We start from the raw sequence: 18,652 nt of genomic DNA, 5'->3' as shown, positions 1-18,652 counted from the left end.
ATGATGAAAAATACCGAATTGAAAGGCTATATGATAATACTGATGGTTTTATTTTCTCTATTTATGGTTTATCAGCTAATTGCACACCAAATATTTTACAATCATTTAAAAACGGATTCTATTACAGCCTGGGGGGAAATTACCGCTAGATTGATTGAACAAAATCCTGAGAATGAAGCAGAAATTATGAAAATCTTAACAGGTAATTCTTCTGATTCGAGTGAGTATCAGGAAAAAGGGCGAGAGATCTTTAGACAGTATGGATTATATGAAGATTTGGAGACAAAACTGTTTCCACTTTTAAATAACCATATTTTTAGCTTTAATCAAACAATATTTTGGGGATTGATTTGTTTCGGATTTATACTGTTTTTGGCAAACTATATGCAATACAAGATTATTTTCAATAAAATCAAGCAACTTACTTCAACTGCCAAGAAAATAATTGATGGTGATTACTCTGTTTCAATAAATGAAAATAAAGAGGGGGATATCGCCAAATTAGCGGTTTCATTTCGCTCTATGAAAGACATAATTAGAAAAAATATGAAGGATTTACTTGGTGAGAAGGAATTTTTAGGACAGATGTTGCAAGACATATCCCATCAATTAAAAACGCCCCTTTCAACTATATCAATCTATAATGAAATGTTATTGAATGAAGACTTGCCCCGTCAGCAACAAGTTCAATTATTGCAAAATAATGAAATTCAAATCTCCAGAATGAATGTCTTGATTCAAAACTTATTAAAAGTAGCGAAAATAGATGCCAAAGCTGTTTCATTTGATAAAGAATCATTAAATTTGGTGGAGACCATTCGCGAAGTTTTGAACCGTTTGGAAAATATAATCAATGAAAGGAATTTGTCAATTGACTGGGACGGGACGGAGGAAGTAGTGGTTACCCACGATAAATTATGGATGCAAGAAGCTTTGATGAACGTGCTAAAGAATGCGATTGAGCATTCCAAGCCTGGTGATACAATCACACTTCAAGTTAATGATACACCGATTTATACAGAGCTCATAATTCAAGATTTTGGAGAAGGGATTGCAGCTGAAGACTTACCACATATCTTTAATCGGTTCTACAAAGCAAGCACTTCTAAAAAACATGACTCGACTGGGATTGGCTTGGCTTTAACAAAAGCGATTATTGAAGCGCATCAGGCCTTGATTAAAGTTGAAAGTGAAAAAAATGTTTATACAAAGTTTATAATTACCTTTATAAAATTCTAAATTTTTTTAAATAGGTTATTTTTTATATCATATCGGGGAGTCGCCCCTTTGATAGATTCCATATCACCTTGTCTGATACTCCAGAAAATAGTATTTTTGAGAAAAAAGCCGTATGCAATGTAGATGGTAGAGTTAAGGTGTTTTGTTCAACTAAGGGGTGGTTAGTTGAGAAGGTTCATTTAATTGATCAAACTTTTTAAGGAATGTTCATTCAAAAAGAAAAGAATCCATTTTGATTAAACTCTTAGTTAAAATGGATTTTTTATTTACTGTAAAATCTACGTTTGCACAATTTTGTAATAATTTAGAAAAAACTACATTCAATAGCTTGATAATTTGTATAATATGGTTTATATTGATATCAAATGATATATTTATCTATCAAAAATAATTACTTTATACAAATAAGGGAGAGATTGATAATGGGAAAAGGCTTGTCAGCGTTGAAGGAAGCGAGATTTAATGCAATTCTTGATGCGGCTACAATATTGCTTGTTGAAAATCCTACTGCTTCGATGAATGAAATTGCGGAATATGCGGGTATTGGCATTGCTACACTTCATCGCTACGTCGAAAGCAGAGAGAAATTGATGCTGTTTTTGGGCCATCGGGCTATACAACTGGTAAGTGATACCGTAAACCAGATTCCACTGGATGAGGAAAGAAGCGAAAACTATATCCCGGAACTCATTGAAGCGTTAATCCCTTTAGGTGACAAAATCTATTTTCTAGGTCATGATGCATCTGTATTTAACAACAAAGAATTAGGTGAAGCCGAAGAGAAGTTGAGGGAACCCTTACGACGAGTTATTGAGCTGTTACAACAAAGAGGTTACTTTCAGCAAACGGTTAGCAGCGAATGGATTTTGAATACGCTTTATGCCCTGCTTTTCCATACTTGGGAACAGGTACATGAAGGTAACGTGGCTAAAAAATCAGCTTCAGCGCTTGTTTTAAATACGTTTTATTATGGTTTCAAAGCTAAGGAGAATAATTAACATTAATAATATAAAAAGAGAAAAGGAGTGCTAGGAAATGAATCAAATCTCTATTGTAAAGGCTGATCATCGATCCATGGTCAGCGCTAAGCTAAATGTAATGGCATTGGAATACATGGCGTTTTCACTTGCAGGATCTGAGGAGGAAAACACGGTTGAAGGGACATTTCATACGCTATGGCAGCAGGAGAACAACCGCTTTAGTCATCAATATGCTTACGAAGCTCAAATTGACGGGAAAACTTTAGGGATGATTACTTGCTATCCCATACCTGTTTTAAATCGTCTTGCATGGCCCACTTTTAAACAACTGCTTTCATTCCGAAAGCTAGGCCTTGTTGTTTATAACATTCTGAATATCAAAATGTTTTATTCAATGATCACTATGAAGGAGGGAGAAGATGACGAGTTTCACATTGGAACAATCGCCTTATTGCCCGAAAGCCGGGGAATGGGGGTAGGTACCAAGCTGCTTGAGTTTGCCGAGGAACAGGCCTGTCTACAAGGCTTTACCAAATGCTCTCTGACGGTAAAGAAAGAGAACAATCTCGCCATTAAATTGTATCAGAGGATAGGCTACCAGATTACAGGTGAAATCAATAAACCAAAGTTATCGTTGTACAGAATGGTCAAAAATGTAGAACCTTGCAACCGTTTATAAAAAAAGTTGTACCGTATTACCCCTTTGATTAAAGATTAAGTGAGTTTTATTCAAAAACAACACAATATTCAAATATCAGCAGTGTACCAGAGACTCTTTACTATGAAGGGTACAATATGATTATTGGTTTAAAGGTAATCTAAAATTAAAGAGTGTTATAGTCAGGCGCAGACGCATAAAAGAAACTGGGAAGAAATGAGTGAGATTTATAATAACAATTACCTAACTAATTTAGTTAGGTAAACCGAAATTCTTCACCATCATACTCTTCTTCTATAGTTACAATTTAGTAAGATTATATTTCAAATTGTAAGGGAACAGTTATTCATTTAAATAAAGCAAATGTTTATCTTTAAGGTAATAATAAACAATTAGACAAAAGCGAGGTAAATAATATGACTTTTGAAGAAAAATTACAAGCTTATGCAGAACTTGCGGTAAAAGTCGGTGTCAATATTCAACCAGGGCAATATTTATTAGTCAATACATCAGTGGATGCATTGGATTTCGCCCGTTTAGTTGTGAAAGAAGCTTATAAGGCTGGTGCTGGACGTGTTCATGTTAATTTATCGGATGATGAAATGGATCGTGCTTACTTTGAACATGCCTCAGATGAAGAATTTAATCGTTTCCCAGAATGGATAGTCAAAATGAATGATGAATTGATCGAACGTAAAGGAGCACTATTAATGATAGATGCTGCAGACCCTGATAAATTTACAGGTATTTCAGCCGATCGTCTAGCTACTTATCAAAAGGTATCAGGGGCTGCTCTGAGAAACAATCGCAACGCGGTAATGAAGGATTTAATCGCTTGGTCGATGGTAGCAGTTCCTTCACCAAAGTGGGCATCGAAGGTGTTCCCGAGCTTAGCTGCTGAGGAGCAAGTACCAGCATTATGGGAGGCTATTTTTAAAGCTGTTCGTATCGGTGAAGGCAACGCTGTTGAAGACTGGCGTGAACATGTAACAAATTTAGAAGCTCGTGCAGACCTTCTGAACAATAAAAAATATGCGAAGCTTCACTATAAAGCGCCAGGTACTGATTTAACAATTGCATTAGCGCCACAGCATAAATGGATTACTGGAGGTGGTAAAACACCAGATGATACGATCTTTATTGCTAATATGCCGACAGAAGAAGTTTATACGTTGCCGATGAAACAAGGTGTAAATGGCTATGTAAGCAATACAAAACCATTAGTTTATCAAGGGAATATTATCGATGGCTTTAAACTGACATTTGAAGAAGGAAGAATTGTTAAAGCTGAAGCACAGGTAGGACATGATTTATTACAGGAACTTATGAATGTGGATGAAGGCTCTTGCTATTTAGGCGAGGTAGCACTTGTACCACATGAATCACCAATTTCAGCATCAGGGATTTTATATTTTAATACATTATTTGATGAAAATGCATCGAACCATTTAGCGATTGGTAAAGCTTATCCAACTTGCTTAGAGGGTGGAAGAGATTTAGAAAACGATCAGCTTGAATCGTTAGGTGCAAATATTTCAGTAACACATGAGGACTTTATGATTGGTAGCGGTGAGATGGACATTGACGGTATTTTACCAGATGGAACTGTTGAGCCAATTTTCCGTAAAGGTAGCTGGGCATTTTAAGCTTTTGATAGGAAGAAAGAAGTGGGGCAGATGAAACGATACCTGAGCTTCACTAGTAGCCATACTCACAAAGGTATTTAGGTTTCATCTGCTTTAGCTCAGACTGAAAACTGCCTGTCAATTGGAGATTCCTTGGCGGCTGGTCAAACACCTTATCAACAGAAATGATACAGGCTACAGTGATTTAACCGCCATGAGCTTGGAGATGGCCGGTCAATTGAGTTTCTAGGTTATCCACTAATAATGCTATAAATATATATTTATATTAGGAGTCTTGGAATGAATAAATTAAATTCTTATACAAGAATAGATACTATGGATTATTTACGAGGATTTGCCTTGTTGGGGGTACTTCTTGTGAATAGTTATCAGGTAATGAGTTATTTGTCTAATACTAATGAGTTACATCAAGTATTATATGATATATTTAACAGAAAATTTTATCCTATTTTATTCTTTTTATTTGGATTCGGGTGTTATCTTTTTATGAATCGATCCAAACAAAAAGTAAACAAGAGAAACCTTTCGTTTTTACGCAGAATCTCTTTTTTATTTGTAATAGGGCTTATCCATACATTTTATGCACCACCAGGAATTAATGATGTATTAATGTTTTATGCTGTACTTGGCTTGTTTATTATAATATTTTCCAAAACAAATAAATGGACCAACTTAATAGTAACGATTACACTAATAGCCTTATCTATAGTTACTGCTTTTTGTCAACCGTTTTATGGTGAGAGAATCGTATGGCTGGAATTGCTATCTAACATAAGTAAATGGTTTGTATTAATGATGCTAGGTTTTACGATGGGCCAATTTAAATTTTTTGAGAATGTCTATGGAAAATTAAAGTATATTTCGATTTTTTTAATCGTTAATATTTGTACTTATGTATCTTTATTTTATGTAAAGGGGTCAGGGTTATTTAACATTCCCCCTTCAGGAATTGAAATGCTAGAAGATTATATTGTTGCCTTTATGATGACTAGCATTCTTCTTATTATTTTACAATGGGATAAGGCAAAAATGATAGTAACTCCATTAAAGTTCTATGGACAAATGTCTTTAACAAATTATCTTGCACAAAGTGCTTTACTAATTGTATTTAGTATCATAATTGGTTTTACACCTATTAATTCATTAATAGTGTGCTTCATAATCCACGCTATTTTAATTACTTTTAGTATGGTTTGGTTAAGGTATTTTAAAATAGGACCAGTTGAATGGTTATTAAGATATTTTACATATTGGAGTGAAATTCCAAATAGGAAGAAATCAGTTAGAAACGATTTAGAAAGTGTTTAAATGTTTAATCACTTTAATTAGAAGTAAAATGCATTCAAAGGAGATAGGCCAATGAATTTATGGGAAGTTGTTTTATTAGTTGTAAATTTTAGTCTATTAAGTTGGATTTTGTTAGTGAGTGGGGAAACGAAAAAGTGGTCTAAATTCGCATCTTTGGTTGCTATTGGAATGGTGATAATGCAGCTATTGGCAGAAGGTTTTAGATGGCAGATGATTCCAGCTTATTTATCCCCAGTTATCTTGATTATATGCTATTTATCAGCTGAGCGGAAAAAGGGGTTCAGAAACAGGAGTATATTCATTGTTAAGTCTTTGTCGTTGTTCATCTATATTTCTGTAGCAGTTACGTTACCCTTACTTATGCCAGTATTTGCATTTGAAGAACCAACTGGCCCACATACGGTCGGTACGAAACTATATCATTGGGTCGATCATCAGAGAAGTGAACCATATTCAAAAAATCCAACCGACCGACGTGAACTGATGGTGCAAATTTGGTATCCTGCAGCTGAAAAAAGCAATCGGAATCAAGAGCCTTATATTGGGAACATGACAGAGCTTGCTAAGGGACTGGAAAAAGCATTGTCCATTCCTGCATTTGCATTCAGCCATCTGGGTTTGGTAAAATCGCATTCGTTTAAGGATTTACAACTATCAGACTCAGAGAACCATTATCCCATATTAGTTTTCTCCCATGGTTTAAGTGGTTTTCGTAATCAAAACACGTTTGAAGTTGAGGAGTTGGCTAGTCAAGGATATATTGTTCTAGGTATCGATCATACATTTGATGCTGCAGCTACCGTCTTTCCAGATGGTAGAACTGCTTACTTACAATCCGTCAATTTAATTGATTTTGACGAACGCGATCGCCACATCAAATTATGGAAAGAAGACGTCACTTTTGTACTTGACCAGTTAGAGAAACTTAATCAAAACGATGAGACCGGCTTCTTTACAGGAAAGATTGATACCTCGCGTATTGGAATGTTTGGGCACTCTTACGGCGGGGCTACCGCAGCACAAATACTTGCAGAAGACTCTCGTGTCAAAGCAGCTATTGATATGGATGGTACATTGTATGGGGAAGTATTACCTGAAAGTGGGATTGGAAAACCGTTTCTTCTCATGAGTGCAGACATAAATGAAGATTCTGATGAAGATTCCTATAAAGACAAGGTTCGCAATGAACGTGGGTTAGCTGGCGGTGGTATGTCAATGGTCATTCCCAATACGGATCATACAAGCTTCACTGATTTTCATTTGTTCTCCCCTCTGTTGCGGAGCCCAGGTGAAAATCCAAAGGAAGTTCATCGCATTATCAACGAATTCAGCCTGGCATTTTTTGACCAGTATATAAAACAGAAGGACGACGGCTCTACCCTTAAAAGGCTGAAGACCAAATACCCGGAAGTGAATTTTAAAGTAAACCGATAACCTTATGCAGAAACTAACTTCATCTGTTGAAGAAGTCATTTAGGATTTTAACCAATCTGTTTGGGTTGTAGTATCTCTTACCAAATAAGTTTCTGTGACCTCAGAAGAAATATCCATATTCAGAGGAGATTACAACAGGTGTAATGGAAACAACAAATAAGGCTGCAAAGGCACAGAAAGTGTAGTAGCATACGATGGTGCAAGAAATTTACAATTAAGATAGCCTTGAAAATTCTACCATTATGTAATGCTGCTATCGATTATCTTTTTGAGGGTGGGATTAGAAGAACACTTTTCAATGTTCTTTGTAAATCCCATTCCAATAAATGTTCCAAACTTGCTCGGCGTGCCTTCTAAATTTTTCTTCTGTATAAAAAAGTAATTCCAAAAAGAGCCCATCCATCAAACAATTAAACGAGGCTATTAAGTCATCAACTGGTTGATCCTTTATTATGCCTTGCTCTATTCCTTCTGAAAAGATTGTTTCAAGCACCTCAAAAAGTATTTCTTCCATCTCATTAAAAATGTTTTTCACTTTATCATTTAAAGTTGGAGGAAGGTAAAAAGCTAATTTTGTATATGCTGCTGTTTTTTCAGGTTGACTTAAATAGTAATTACAAAGTTCTTTCACTATTTGGTAGAGCTTTTCTTTAGCCGACCCATTTTTTAAATTGGCAATTGATCGTTTTATGTGAAGGTAATACTCTTCGAGCAGATCTTTATATACGGCCATAAACAGGTCCTCTTTGTTTTTAAAAAAAGCATATATCGATGGTGTTTTAATGCCAACTTCTTTAGCAATACTAGAAAGAGTTGCCTGATCGTAGCCTTTTTCAGCCAATTGTTTATAAGCAACTTCTTTAATCCTATTTTTTGTCATAAATATCACTTCTAACTTATTTTTTATTGTTAACTTTACTATGTGTATTTAAAAACAAGGTGCAAAAATACACACTTCCTAGGAGTATTTCTTTATAATACTCCTCTATCTATAATACAAAACATTTGAGTAAAACAAAAATAAAAGTTAGGAATATTGTTAAGCAATAAGTTATAGAGAATACTAAATATGAAGTGTTTTCTACAAAAAAATTTCTTCTATTTATTTTTGCTATTTCTCTTTTTGCCGTTTGGTACTCCGAGTATATGTCAGACATATACGTACCCCATAAGCTAGGGATTACCTAAAAGTTCCATAGCAGAAGATTTAATTTCTATTTGGTTTTGATCAAACTAGTATTATCCCCTTTAAGTAGACAATGTTAAAAAACTTACAGTACGCTGTTAATCACATTTAACTTAAAAGGGGTTTTTTGTGTGTTGAAAAAACGAATGATGATATAACGCCTCCAAAAATAACTCACTGGCGCCGATAGAATATCGATACCAAATGATTAGTTTAAGTACAATTCTACACAAGGTAAATTCAATCATGACAATCATAAGTATTAAAAAATCACCTCAGAAATACTAAAGAGAGGATTTTAATTAAACTTTATTACAAATTATCAATCTTAATTATAATCGATGAATCTTTTTTACAAAGCTACAATAAGAAACAATGACATGTATAAAGCCTGTTTTTTATTAAAAAGTCACTTGTTTGTAGTGAGTGACTTAGTTAAAAGTGCTTTTATCTTGGATGTTTTTAAGTTCAAATTTTCTTAGTATATGATATTGCCTATACTTATTAACTAACACTATCGATTAAAGTAAGAAGATATGTGTTTAAAGTTTGAAGTCAGTAATTTAGTGACTTTTTAGATAATACTAAATATAAATGCTTTTACGTAAGCGGTAATAGGGGTGGTCCCTACTATTTCGAAAAAAACCGTTAGTTGTAGTAACAACGTTAGTGTTTAGTAGATTCGTTTTAGGGTTAAATTTGATTAAACCGGTAGTAGCAGCACTTTATTAAACAATTACAATATTGATTTTTTAAGGGTAACTACAGATGGTGATAATTTTTTGTTGCGAATTAACTCATTCTTTGTCTCTTGTTCGCTAAATCAGTAAGTGACAGATAAATGAAAATATTTGTTTTTTTTAAACTATTTTCTTATAATAGATTAGCTGTTACCTCAATGATCTCATTTAACTGTCGAACCCATTTATTTCTAAAATAGTTAAGTTTCGAAAGATAATTCCGAATGTAGGGAAAGGAGAGATTGGAATGAAGCTATCATCTGTTGAACAAGAAAAATTATTCCTCCATGTGGCAGGAGAACTTGCGCAGAAAAGAAAAGCTCGTGGACTAAAGTTGAATTATCCAGAAGCTGTAGCACTCATTAGTAGTTTTATTATGGAAGGTGCCAGGGATGGCAAAACAGTTGCACAATTAATGAGTGAAGCGAAGCAAGTGCTCACAGTAGATGATGTTATGGAGGGCGTAGGTGATATGATTTCAGATGTACAAGTTGAATGTACATTCCCAGATGGAACGAAGTTGGTAACTGTACACCGCCCAATTCAGTAAAGGAGGATTTGTCTATGATTCCTGGAGAAATTCGCCCAGCTAAAGGCGAAATCGAAATGAATGTAGGACGAGCTACTAAGACGATAGTCGTTGCTAATACTGGTGATCGTCCGATACAAGTTGGTTCGCATTTTCATTTTATTGAAGTGAATAGATTTTTAGAGTTTAATCGGCAAGAGGCATTCGGAATGCATCTAAATATTCCTTCAGGTACAGCAGTTCGCTTTGAGCCAGGAGAAGAGAAAGAAGTTGAGCTTGTCGAGTTTGGTGGTAAAAGTCATGTGTTTGGTTTGAACAAACTAACAGAAGGCTCTACACATCATAAGGACGAAATTTTAGACAAGGCAATTGAAGGTGGTTTTAAAGGAGCTGAGGAAAAATGAGGGTGACACATGATGCGTATGCAAAAATGTTTGGACCGACAGTTGGAGATAAAGTTCGATTAGCGGATACCGATCTATGGGTTGAAATAGAGAAGGATCATACAAGCTATGGGGATGAGGGTGTATTTGGTGGCGGAAAATCGCTACGTGTCTCTATGGGGCAAAATGGTAAGAATACACGAAATGAGGGTGTGCTCGACACGGTTATTACCAATGTAGTCATTATTGATTATACAGGTATTGTAAAGGCTGATATTGGTATTAAAGATGGCCGAATTATTGGTATTGGAAAAGCCGGAAATCCGAACAGTATGGACGGTGTCGGTCAGGATATGATCATCGGTGTTGGAACAGAGGTATATGCTGGGGAAGGTTTAATTGCAACGGCTGGGGCGATCGACACACATATTCACTTCATCAGCCCAGATCAGGTAGAAACAGCATTACTAGCAGGTACGACTACCTTTATCGGGGGTGGTACAGGTCCAGCTGCTGGCTCAAAAGCGACAAGTTTAACTCCCGGTGAATGGCATTTACATAGAATGCTTCAAGCAGTTGAAGGATTCCCAATCAATGTTGGATTACTAGGAAAGGGTAGTGCATCTGATCCAGAACCGATTATTGAGCAGGTTCGAGCTGGTGCAATCGGCATGAAAATTCATGAGGACTGGGGCGCAACACCTACAGCGCTAAATCAAAGCTTATCCGTTGCAGACGAGTATGATATTCAAGTGGCACTTCACTCCGACACGTTGAATGAGGCTGGGTTTGTGGAAGATACGATCAATGCTATTGATGGACGTGTTATTCATATTTTCCATACGGAAGGTGCGGGTGGGGGACATGCTCCTGACCAATTAGTCATGGCTTCCTTACCTAATATTTTGCCAGCATCTACGAATCCCACGAAACCATTTACAATCAATACGATTGATGAGCATTTAGATATGCTAATGGTGTGTCATCATCTTAAACACGATGTCCCAGAGGATGTGGCATTTGCTGATTCACGTATTCGTCCAGAAACAATTGCTGCAGAGGATATTATGCAGGATTTAGGGATTTTAAGTATTATGTCATCCGATTCCCAAGCAATGGGGCGTGTCGGTGAAGTGACAATAAGAACGTTCCAAACGGCAGACAAAATGAAAAAACAACGTGGCTCCCTGCCACAGGATGAAGGCAAGGATCATGATAATTATCGCGTGAAGCGCTATATGGCGAAGCTTAATATTAATCCAGCGATCGCTCATGGAATTAGTCATGAGGTAGGTTCACTGGAAGAAGGAAAGTTAGCAGATATTGTCCTCTGGGACCCAGCCTTCTTTGGCGTAAAGGCAGAGATGGTCATTAAAGCAGGTATTGCCGTTTATGGTATTACAGGTGATCCTAATGCATCGATCCCTACACCACAGCCTATGAAAGGGCGACGTATGTTTGGCTACTATGGACAAGGGCCAAAAAATTGCGGAATGACATTTTTACCAAAGATTGCTGTAGAAGAAGGATTACCAGAAGTATTAGGGTTAAATCGAATGATTGGTACGGTAAAAAATTGTCGGAATATTGGTAAAGCTGATATGAAGCTTAACAACGCTACCCCAAAAATTGATGTTAATCCAGAAACGTACGAAGTGAAAATCGATGGTGAGCTAGCAATTTGTGAGCCAGTAGATGTACTACCAATGTCCCAACGGTATTTCTTATTCTAATTGTAATAAAAAGATTTAATTATAAGAAAAATGAAGTTTCTATATGAGATTTATAGAGGAACAGCCATTTAATTCCATTAAAATATGAGGTGCCTATACTATGTTAATAGAAAAAATTATCGGTAATATTGCCAACGAGGAAGAACATACTCACAAATCCACAGAATGGATTGAGCTTGAATGGGAAGAGTTAAGCAAACGTATTATTCGCACAGAAACGGATAAGGGAACTGACATTGCTTTACGTATTGATGGAGAAGAACCTTTACTATATGGAGATTTATTATTTGAAGATGACAACCGTCGTATTGCTATTCGCACAAAATTAGAGCCTGTGATTGTTATTACACCAAAAGATATGGTTCAAATGGGGAAATCTTCATTTGAATTAGGGAATCGTCATACACCTTGCTTGATTGAAAATAATGAAATCATCGTACGTGCAGATCATACGATCAATCCATTATTAGATGAAATAGGAGTAAACTATGAAACGACAGAGCGACGTTTTAAACAACCGTTCAAATACCGTGGACACTCTCACTGATTTATCCATATTGCATTTATTACAAATTCATGATTCCGCATTTCCGATTGGGTCCTATACGCATTCATACGGAATGGAGACCTATATTCAAAGGGATTTAATTCGCACAAAGGAACAGTTAATTCAGTTTTGCAAAGCGTACTTAATGCAAAACTTAGTATATGGTGATGCCATTATCATTCAGGAGTCGTTTCATGCAGCAGTAAGCAAAGACGAAGCGCGTTTAAAGAAGCTTGATGAGCTTTGCGGGGCTATGAAACTTGCGAAGGAATCGAGAGATGCTAGTGTCAATGTCGGAAAGCAATTTGTTCGAACAGTAGCACCTCTTGTAGAGCACCCTTTTATAGAGCAATGGAAGGAAAAAATAGAGCGTGAAGAAGTGAAGGGACATTATGCAGTTCTTTATGGTATTTATTGTGAGGCATTTGGTATCGATGTCTATCATGCTATCTTGACTTTTATGTATGCATCCATAAGTGGCTTAGTGCAAAATGCGGTACGTTCTGTTCCATTTGGACAAAATACAGGGGTACAAGCATTACACGAACTACTTGCTTATGTAGAGCGAGCAGCCAAAAAGGTGATAGATTTAACCATTGATGATTTAGCCAATAACGCATTAGGGATTGAGCTTGCATCTATGAAGCATGAATTTTTATTTTCAAGATTATTTATTTCGTAGAAAGAGAGTGAAGATTGATGAAACCAATAAAAATCGGAGTCGGTGGGCCAGTTGGTTCAGGAAAAACAGCGCTGGTAGACCAATTAACACGCGCTATGCATGAGCAATACAATGTGGCGGTTATTACTAATGATATTTATACACGAGAGGATGCCCAATACCTGATTACGAATGGTGTTTTAAATGAGGAGCGTATCGTTGGCGTAGAAACGGGTGGATGCCCACATACAGCTATTCGTGAAGATGCGTCGATGAACTTTGTGGCCATTGATGACTTGAATAGACGCTTTCCCGATTTAGATATTATTTTCATTGAAAGTGGTGGGGATAACTTATCGGCTACATTTAGTCCTGAGCTTGTTCATGGTTATATTTATGTTATTGACGTAGCAGAAGGCCAGGATATTCCACGAAAAGGTGGCCCAGCTTTAACACGTTCAGATTTGTTGTTAATAAATAAAACATCGCTTGCTCCACATGTTGGTGTTGATTTAGAGCTGATGGATCAAGATGTGAAAAAAATGAGAGGTGGGCGTCCATATATTTTTGCTGATGTTCGCTCTCAAACGAATGTGAATCAGGTTGTCGCATGGATTCAGCATCATATGTTACTAGAAGGGGCAGAAGCAGTTGACGGCAATGTCTAGTCAGGGAAAAGTAAATCACTTTGGCAAGCTAGAGATGGCATTTGAGCTTAGAAGAGGATACACAAGACTTGTTCATGTGTACCAGCAGCCCCCATTGAAGGCAAGTCGAGAATTATATGAAGGAAATAATCCAACAGCTACTGTTTTTATTATGGAATCCTCAGGTGGTATGGTGGCAGGTGACCGAAATGAAATCAACGTTAAACTTGCTGCTGATAGTCAAGTACGCTTGAAACAACAATCAGCATTAAAGATATATCCGTCCCATACAGGAGAACGATGCACACAGTCAATTTCTGTTGAATTGGAGGAGCAGGCTCGCTTAGAATGGATGCCTGAGGTAACCATTCCATTTGAGAGGGCGAAATTTCAGGTGGATACAACGATTCGCATGAAGGAAAGCGCGACACTAATTTGGGGAGAAATTATTGCACCAGGTAGGGAAATGCGCGGAGAAATCTTTGATTATCAGGCATTTCGCTCAATATATCAGCTATATGTGGAGGATGCATTAATAGCATTTGATACATTACTATTCAAGCCACAAGAAATGGATTTATCATCCATGGGCTTGCTTGAAAAAGCGCTATACATCGGATCATTATGGATTGTTTCACCACAGGTTAAAAACCTTAACATAAGAGACTTACAGGATATGATACTACAGGAGAGCTCAATAGAAGCAAGCGTAACGCGGCTTACGGATCATGCGATTCATTGTAGATGGCTTTCTAAAGAGCAACGCATTCTACATAAAGAAATCAATCGAATGTTTGTACATGTTGCCTCGCTAATTTAAAGCGCTTGTTTGTTTAAAGGAGAAAGTGAATTGAATTGAAAAAGTTTTTAGTAAGTTTGCTAGGAACAACACTGATGCTAGGTCTTATGGGGTGTAGCAAATTGTCTAGCGAAGGTGCAAAACAGCAACAATCTGCTGAGGCGACATCACATGCGAATGAACTTATATATGCTTCAGAATCTGAATTTGCAAACTTAAACCCTATTTTAGAGGAAACAAATTTAGATGCTTTATTATTTCGTGGATTAATGCGTTTTGATGAGCACAATAATCCGGTGAATGACATTGCAGAAAATGTTCAAATATCGGATGACCTGTTGATATATACGATTACTATAAAAAATGATGTCAAATTCCACGATGGGCAGGTTTTAACAGTTGATGATGTCATTTTTACAATCGATAGTATTTTAGACGATCAAAATGCCTCGTTTTTAAAGTCTGATTTTATTCATGTAAAAGCAATGGAAAAAGTGAATAACTCGACTATGAAACTCATTTTAGATGAACCTTTTACGCCAATGCTCGATAAGCTGACAGTACCGATTTTGCCGAAGCATGCATTTGAGGGGCAGGACATGCGAACAACTCCGTTTAACCAAGAGCCTATTGGTGCTGGTCCATATATGTTTGCTAAATGGGATCGTGGCACGAGCTTAACACTGCAAGCATTTCCAACATTTTTTGGTACAAAAGCTTCTATTGAAAAGGTCATCTTTAAGTTTATTCCAGACAGCAATGTTCGTGCATTACAGTTAAAGTCTGGGGAGGTTGATATTGCGTTACTTGACCCTAATCAAGTGGATGAACTTTCTAAAGTAGAGCATTTAAAAATGTACGAGGTTGAATCAGCGGATTATCGTGGCATTTTATTTAATATGAAATTTAATCTTTGGCAGGACGTGAATGTGCGTAAAGCAATGAGCTTTGCGGTAGATCGTGGAGGAATTGTAAAAGGCATCTTACATGGCTTTGGTACAGAAGCATATTCGCCACTACAGAAACACGCTTATGTCAACGACAGCATGGAGCGCTATGAATACGATTTAGATAAAGCCAAGCAGTTACTTGAGCAATCCGGCTGGAAGCTAAAGGATGATGGCTTCCGCTATAAAGATGGCAAAAAACTTGGTTTTACCATTACTGCCCCTGCTACAGATACAGTACGTGTAAATATGGCAAACTATGTAGCCGAGGGTTATAAAGTGATTGGCGCAGATGTGGAAGTGGCCGCCTTAGATTGGAGTAATATTGTCATTGAAGATACAGAAGCGTTTATGGTTGGCTGGGGAAGTCCTTATGATGCAGACCACCATACCTATAGCCTATTCCATTCAAGTGAGTCTAGCTTAACAAGTGCTGGCTACAATTACGGAAGCTATGCTAACGCAAAGGTCGATGCGTTGTTAGGGGAAGGGCGTTCAACGGTTAATCCCAACAAACGTAAGGAAGTTTATAGGGCATTACAAAAAGTGCTAGCAGAGGATCCACCGTTTGCTTATTTTGCTTATGTAGACGCGGTTTATGGCATTAATAAAAATATTAGTGGTGTAAAAGAACGTATTTTGGGTCACCACGGAGCGGGCTTCTTATGGAATGTTGAGGAGTGGAAATGGAATGATCGCTAAGTGGCTTGGGAAGCGATTGATAATGGGGACACTTGTCCTCATTATCGTGAGCTTCCTCTCTTTTTTTATACTACAAGCCGCTCCTGGCAATCCAGCAACGGCTTATTATGGAGGCAATGCACAAACATTAACTGCAGCCGAGCAAGAGCGCATTGAAAAAGCTTTTGGCTTAGATAAACCCATCATCTATCAATACGTAACATGGCTTCATGAAGCCGTTCAAGGCAATTTAGGATATTCCGCAAAAGAAGGAAGACCGGTTTTAACGATTTTACTAGAGCGATTACCTAACACCCTACAGCTAGTGGGTATCACCTTGTTTATTGTAGCGCTTACCTCTATTTGGTTAGGACTTTATGCAGGCTTAAACGAGGGTACACTATTAGATCGTGGATTATCCATTTTTAGTGTGGCTAGCTCAGCTGTGCCACCATTTTGGATAGGCATTGTATTAATCATTGTATTTTCCGTACAGCTTGGCTGGCTCCCGTCATCAGGAATGAACGATATACGTGGTGATGGAGGATTAATAGATAGAATGCGCCATCTCGTCTTGCCTGTGATTGTACTTGTTGTTTCACATATAGGGATATTCGCACGCTTTTTACAGGATTGTGTGAAGGTTGAAAACTCAAGTTATTATGTACAGGTTGCTCGTGCAAATGGTGTGGCACATCGAGAAATACGTAGTGCTATTTTACGGAATTCCATTATTCCATATCTCAATTACGTAGGGGTTACGATTCCATCATTCTTTGGTGGCTCCATTGTTGTAGAATCATTATTTGGTTGGTCAGGCTTAGGGCAGCTTCTAGTGAAATCGGTAATGGTTAAAGACTTTCCGGTTTTAATGGGAGGCATTCTTATTATTGGGGTGGTCGTTATCTTGTGCCTATTTGTAATCGATATCATCATGATTGTTTTAAATCCTAAGCTAAAAAGAGGTGCTTGGCAATGAGAAAACAACGGAAAATATCAATCTTTTGGCTTGTGATACTGTGCATTATTTTCACTGTCACTATTTTTTCTTCATTCCTTGCGCCCTATGAGCCAAATGCAATGAATATGAATCATACTTACGAAGCCCCTACTCCGACACATATACTTGGAACAGATCAGCTAGGCAGAGATGTACTTTCACGTTTACTTGTTGGTGGACAGGTAACACTTTTAATTGCGATTGTTTCAGTAGTGATTTCCAGCTTAATTGGCATACTATATGGTGGTATAAGCGGTTATTTTGGCGGTGCTGTAGATGCAGTCATGATGCGAATTCTTGAAGCTTTGTTAACGATTCCTTCGTTAGTTATCGTTCTTGCCTTCCAAGCGATATTGCAAGGCAATGTCTGGAGTATGGCGCTCATAATGGGGGCAACAGGGTGGTTTGTTACGGCACGTATTGTGCGCTCTGAATTTATTCGTCTGAAGGAATCAGAGTTTGTACAGATGGCAATCATGTTCCGCACACCCATTTGGAAGATTTTTGTTGGGCATTTATTGCGTAATATCTACCCAGCAATTTTTATCGTGATATTGTTTAATTTTGCTGGGGCCATTTTTACAGAAGTTTCATTGAGCTTTTTAGGAATTGGCGTACCACCCGCAACACCTTCTTGGGGAACCATGTTGAATTCTGCTCAAAATGATTTACTGATTGGTGCATGGTGGATAGGGCTTTTCCCAGGCATTTTAATATTTGTGACGATTTTATGCGTACAAATGATTGGTGGAGCTTTCAAGCAAGGAGGAGAGCGTTCACATGCTTAAACTAAAAAACGTTTCTGTTAGCATAAATAATAAGAATTTAATCCAACATATTTCCTTCACTGTCCCAGAACATAAAATTACAGCTGTTATTGGTGAAAGTGGCAGCGGTAAAAGTACTACAATATCCGCAATTCTAGGTATATTACCTGCTCAGGCGAATATTCACGGAGAGATATTTTGGCAAGACAGCAATGTCCTAGCAATGTCGTCAAAGGAAAGGTCGACGGTAGGGAAAACGAATTTCTTCACAATTTTTCAGGACGCAGCAAACAGCTTTTCACCAACAACAAAAATGAGGAAGCAATTATATATGTTTAGCGGACAACGCTTAGGTCATAAGGAAGAGCTGTTTCTCTCAAAGATGTCCTTGATTTTTAAGGACCTAGATTTAAGCGAAGATATTTTACAACGCTATCCCTTTGAACTTTCAGGAGGCATGCTTCAAAGGTGTATGCTAGCTTGTGCGTTTTACAATGAGCCTGCATTACTAATAGCTGATGAACCAACATCGGCGCTAGATATGCTTCATCAACAAGAGTTTATTAAACTATTGAAAAACCTCAATAACCGACTTGGAACGACGATATTATTGATTACGCATGATTTAGAAATGGCCGTTTCGACTGCCCATTCCATTGTGGTAATGAAAAGCGGCGAGGTTGTTGAAACTGGACAAGCGTCGGAAATTTTTGAGGCGCCAAAACATCCGTATACAAAGCGACTTGTCGCGAATCATTTTTAGAAGG

Annotated in this window: 18 protein-coding genes; 17 read left to right on the top strand and 1 reads right to left on the bottom strand. The window is 37.3% G+C overall.

All coding sequences use genetic code 11. The annotated features are described in order from the left end of the window. The first annotated feature begins 3 nt into the window (after nucleotides 1-3). From AC3WSO_RS14165 to AC3WSO_RS14140, 6 genes are all read left to right on the top strand, one after another. On the top strand, nucleotides 4-1,239 hold the full coding sequence (locus tag AC3WSO_RS14165) for a sensor histidine kinase (RefSeq protein WP_492534367.1): 1,236 nt from the start codon (nucleotides 4-6) through the stop codon (nucleotides 1,237-1,239). A 422-nt stretch (nucleotides 1,240-1,661) separates the two neighbouring features. After that, a complete protein-coding gene (locus AC3WSO_RS14160) occupies nucleotides 1,662-2,237 on the top strand; it encodes a TetR/AcrR family transcriptional regulator (protein WP_492531633.1) in 576 nt (191 codons plus the stop codon). Between the two features lie 37 nt (nucleotides 2,238-2,274). Then, nucleotides 2,275-2,898, top strand: coding sequence for a GNAT family N-acetyltransferase (locus AC3WSO_RS14155; protein ID WP_492531632.1), 624 nt, complete (start codon nucleotides 2,275-2,277; stop codon nucleotides 2,896-2,898). 395 nt (nucleotides 2,899-3,293) lie between these two features. Then, nucleotides 3,294-4,523: an aminopeptidase gene (locus AC3WSO_RS14150; protein WP_492531630.1), complete on the top strand. Its 1,230-nt coding sequence runs from the start codon at nucleotides 3,294-3,296 to the stop codon at nucleotides 4,521-4,523. Between the two features lie 279 nt (nucleotides 4,524-4,802). Then, on the top strand, nucleotides 4,803-5,831 hold the full coding sequence (locus AC3WSO_RS14145; protein WP_492531628.1) for a DUF418 domain-containing protein: 1,029 nt from the start codon (nucleotides 4,803-4,805) through the stop codon (nucleotides 5,829-5,831). A gap of 51 nt (nucleotides 5,832-5,882) precedes the next feature. Next, nucleotides 5,883-7,265, top strand: a complete 1,383-nt coding sequence (locus AC3WSO_RS14140) for an alpha/beta hydrolase family protein (RefSeq protein ID WP_492531626.1) — start codon at nucleotides 5,883-5,885, stop codon at nucleotides 7,263-7,265. A gap of 295 nt (nucleotides 7,266-7,560) precedes the next feature. On the opposite strand, the gene AC3WSO_RS14135 is transcribed toward AC3WSO_RS14140, so the two are convergent. Next, nucleotides 7,561-8,145 carry a TetR/AcrR family transcriptional regulator gene (locus AC3WSO_RS14135; protein WP_492531625.1) on the bottom strand — a complete coding sequence of 195 codons (585 nt, stop codon included), beginning with the start codon at nucleotides 8,143-8,145 and terminating at the stop codon, nucleotides 7,561-7,563. Between the two features lie 1,293 nt (nucleotides 8,146-9,438). On the opposite strand from AC3WSO_RS14135, the gene ureA reads away from it, so the two are divergent. The 11 genes from ureA (at nucleotide 9,439) to AC3WSO_RS14080 (ending at nucleotide 18,648) form a co-directional block, all read left to right on the top strand. Continuing rightward, nucleotides 9,439-9,741 (top strand): urease subunit gamma, encoded by a 303-nt coding sequence (gene ureA, locus AC3WSO_RS14130; protein WP_492531623.1) that lies wholly within the window; start codon nucleotides 9,439-9,441, stop codon nucleotides 9,739-9,741. A gap of 14 nt (nucleotides 9,742-9,755) precedes the next feature. Further along, nucleotides 9,756-10,124 (top strand): urease subunit beta, encoded by a 369-nt coding sequence (locus AC3WSO_RS14125; RefSeq protein ID WP_492531621.1) that lies wholly within the window; start codon nucleotides 9,756-9,758, stop codon nucleotides 10,122-10,124. After that, complete coding sequence (gene ureC, locus AC3WSO_RS14120) at nucleotides 10,121-11,836, top strand: urease subunit alpha (RefSeq protein ID WP_492531620.1); 1,716 nt, start codon at nucleotides 10,121-10,123, stop codon at nucleotides 11,834-11,836. Before AC3WSO_RS14125 ends, ureC begins: the two co-directional genes overlap by 4 nt. 100 nt (nucleotides 11,837-11,936) lie before the next feature. Next, a complete protein-coding gene (locus tag AC3WSO_RS14115; RefSeq protein WP_492531618.1) occupies nucleotides 11,937-12,383 on the top strand; it encodes an urease accessory protein UreE in 447 nt (148 codons plus the stop codon). Continuing rightward, entirely contained in the window at nucleotides 12,325-13,065 is a 741-nt protein-coding gene (locus tag AC3WSO_RS14110) for an urease accessory protein UreF (RefSeq protein WP_492531616.1), read from the top strand. Before AC3WSO_RS14115 ends, AC3WSO_RS14110 begins: the two co-directional genes overlap by 59 nt. Before the next feature lie 17 nt (nucleotides 13,066-13,082). Beyond that, entirely contained in the window at nucleotides 13,083-13,712 is a 630-nt protein-coding gene (gene ureG, locus AC3WSO_RS14105; RefSeq protein WP_492531614.1) for an urease accessory protein UreG, read from the top strand. After that, nucleotides 13,705-14,511 carry an urease accessory protein UreD gene (locus tag AC3WSO_RS14100; protein ID WP_492534365.1) on the top strand — a complete coding sequence of 269 codons (807 nt, stop codon included), beginning with the start codon at nucleotides 13,705-13,707 and terminating at the stop codon, nucleotides 14,509-14,511. The genes ureG and AC3WSO_RS14100 overlap by 8 nt, the downstream gene beginning before the upstream one ends. A gap of 35 nt (nucleotides 14,512-14,546) precedes the next feature. After that, complete coding sequence (locus AC3WSO_RS14095) at nucleotides 14,547-16,139, top strand: ABC transporter substrate-binding protein (protein ID WP_492531613.1); 1,593 nt, start codon at nucleotides 14,547-14,549, stop codon at nucleotides 16,137-16,139. Continuing rightward, nucleotides 16,129-17,097, top strand: a complete 969-nt coding sequence (locus AC3WSO_RS14090) for an ABC transporter permease (RefSeq protein WP_492531611.1) — start codon at nucleotides 16,129-16,131, stop codon at nucleotides 17,095-17,097. Before AC3WSO_RS14095 ends, AC3WSO_RS14090 begins: the two co-directional genes overlap by 11 nt. Continuing rightward, nucleotides 17,094-17,906: an ABC transporter permease gene (locus AC3WSO_RS14085; protein ID WP_492531609.1), complete on the top strand. Its 813-nt coding sequence runs from the start codon at nucleotides 17,094-17,096 to the stop codon at nucleotides 17,904-17,906. The genes AC3WSO_RS14090 and AC3WSO_RS14085 overlap by 4 nt, the downstream gene beginning before the upstream one ends. Next, the gene (locus tag AC3WSO_RS14080; RefSeq protein ID WP_492531607.1) at nucleotides 17,899-18,648 is read left to right on the top strand and encodes an ATP-binding cassette domain-containing protein; all 750 of its coding nucleotides are present in this window, start codon (nucleotides 17,899-17,901) and stop codon (nucleotides 18,646-18,648) included. Before AC3WSO_RS14085 ends, AC3WSO_RS14080 begins: the two co-directional genes overlap by 8 nt. Nucleotides 18,649-18,652: the final 4 nt, after the last annotated feature.

The organism is Lysinibacillus sp. EB106-09-02-XG168 (assembly GCF_058791475.1).
The sequence above is the reverse complement of the archived record's forward strand: the minus strand, read 5'-3'. Positions and strand labels throughout refer to the sequence as shown.

Excerpts from the sequence above, each read along its gene's own strand:
- AC3WSO_RS14125 (WP_492531621.1), top strand. The coding sequence starts at position 9,756 with ATGATTCCTGGAGAAATTCGCCCAGCTAAAGGCGAAATCGAAATGAAT.
- AC3WSO_RS14090 (WP_492531611.1), top strand. The coding sequence starts at position 16,129 with ATGATCGCTAAGTGGCTTGGGAAGCGATTGATAATGGGGACACTTGTC.
- ureC (WP_492531620.1), top strand. The coding sequence starts at position 10,121 with ATGAGGGTGACACATGATGCGTATGCAAAAATGTTTGGACCGACAGTT.
- AC3WSO_RS14080 (WP_492531607.1), top strand. The coding sequence starts at position 17,899 with ATGCTTAAACTAAAAAACGTTTCTGTTAGCATAAATAATAAGAATTTA.
- AC3WSO_RS14140 (WP_492531626.1), top strand. The coding sequence starts at position 5,883 with ATGAATTTATGGGAAGTTGTTTTATTAGTTGTAAATTTTAGTCTATTA.
- AC3WSO_RS14145 (WP_492531628.1), top strand. The coding sequence starts at position 4,803 with ATGAATAAATTAAATTCTTATACAAGAATAGATACTATGGATTATTTA.
- AC3WSO_RS14135 (WP_492531625.1), bottom strand. The coding sequence starts at position 8,145 with ATGACAAAAAATAGGATTAAAGAAGTTGCTTATAAACAATTGGCTGAA.
- ureG (WP_492531614.1), top strand. The coding sequence starts at position 13,083 with ATGAAACCAATAAAAATCGGAGTCGGTGGGCCAGTTGGTTCAGGAAAA.
- AC3WSO_RS14165 (WP_492534367.1), top strand. The coding sequence starts at position 4 with ATGAAAAATACCGAATTGAAAGGCTATATGATAATACTGATGGTTTTA.
- AC3WSO_RS14115 (WP_492531618.1), top strand. The coding sequence starts at position 11,937 with ATGTTAATAGAAAAAATTATCGGTAATATTGCCAACGAGGAAGAACAT.
- AC3WSO_RS14085 (WP_492531609.1), top strand. The coding sequence starts at position 17,094 with ATGAGAAAACAACGGAAAATATCAATCTTTTGGCTTGTGATACTGTGC.
- ureA (WP_492531623.1), top strand. The coding sequence starts at position 9,439 with ATGAAGCTATCATCTGTTGAACAAGAAAAATTATTCCTCCATGTGGCA.
- AC3WSO_RS14110 (WP_492531616.1), top strand. The coding sequence starts at position 12,325 with ATGAAACGACAGAGCGACGTTTTAAACAACCGTTCAAATACCGTGGAC.
- AC3WSO_RS14150 (WP_492531630.1), top strand. The coding sequence starts at position 3,294 with ATGACTTTTGAAGAAAAATTACAAGCTTATGCAGAACTTGCGGTAAAA.
- AC3WSO_RS14160 (WP_492531633.1), top strand. The coding sequence starts at position 1,662 with ATGGGAAAAGGCTTGTCAGCGTTGAAGGAAGCGAGATTTAATGCAATT.
- AC3WSO_RS14100 (WP_492534365.1), top strand. The coding sequence starts at position 13,705 with ATGTCTAGTCAGGGAAAAGTAAATCACTTTGGCAAGCTAGAGATGGCA.
- AC3WSO_RS14155 (WP_492531632.1), top strand. The coding sequence starts at position 2,275 with ATGAATCAAATCTCTATTGTAAAGGCTGATCATCGATCCATGGTCAGC.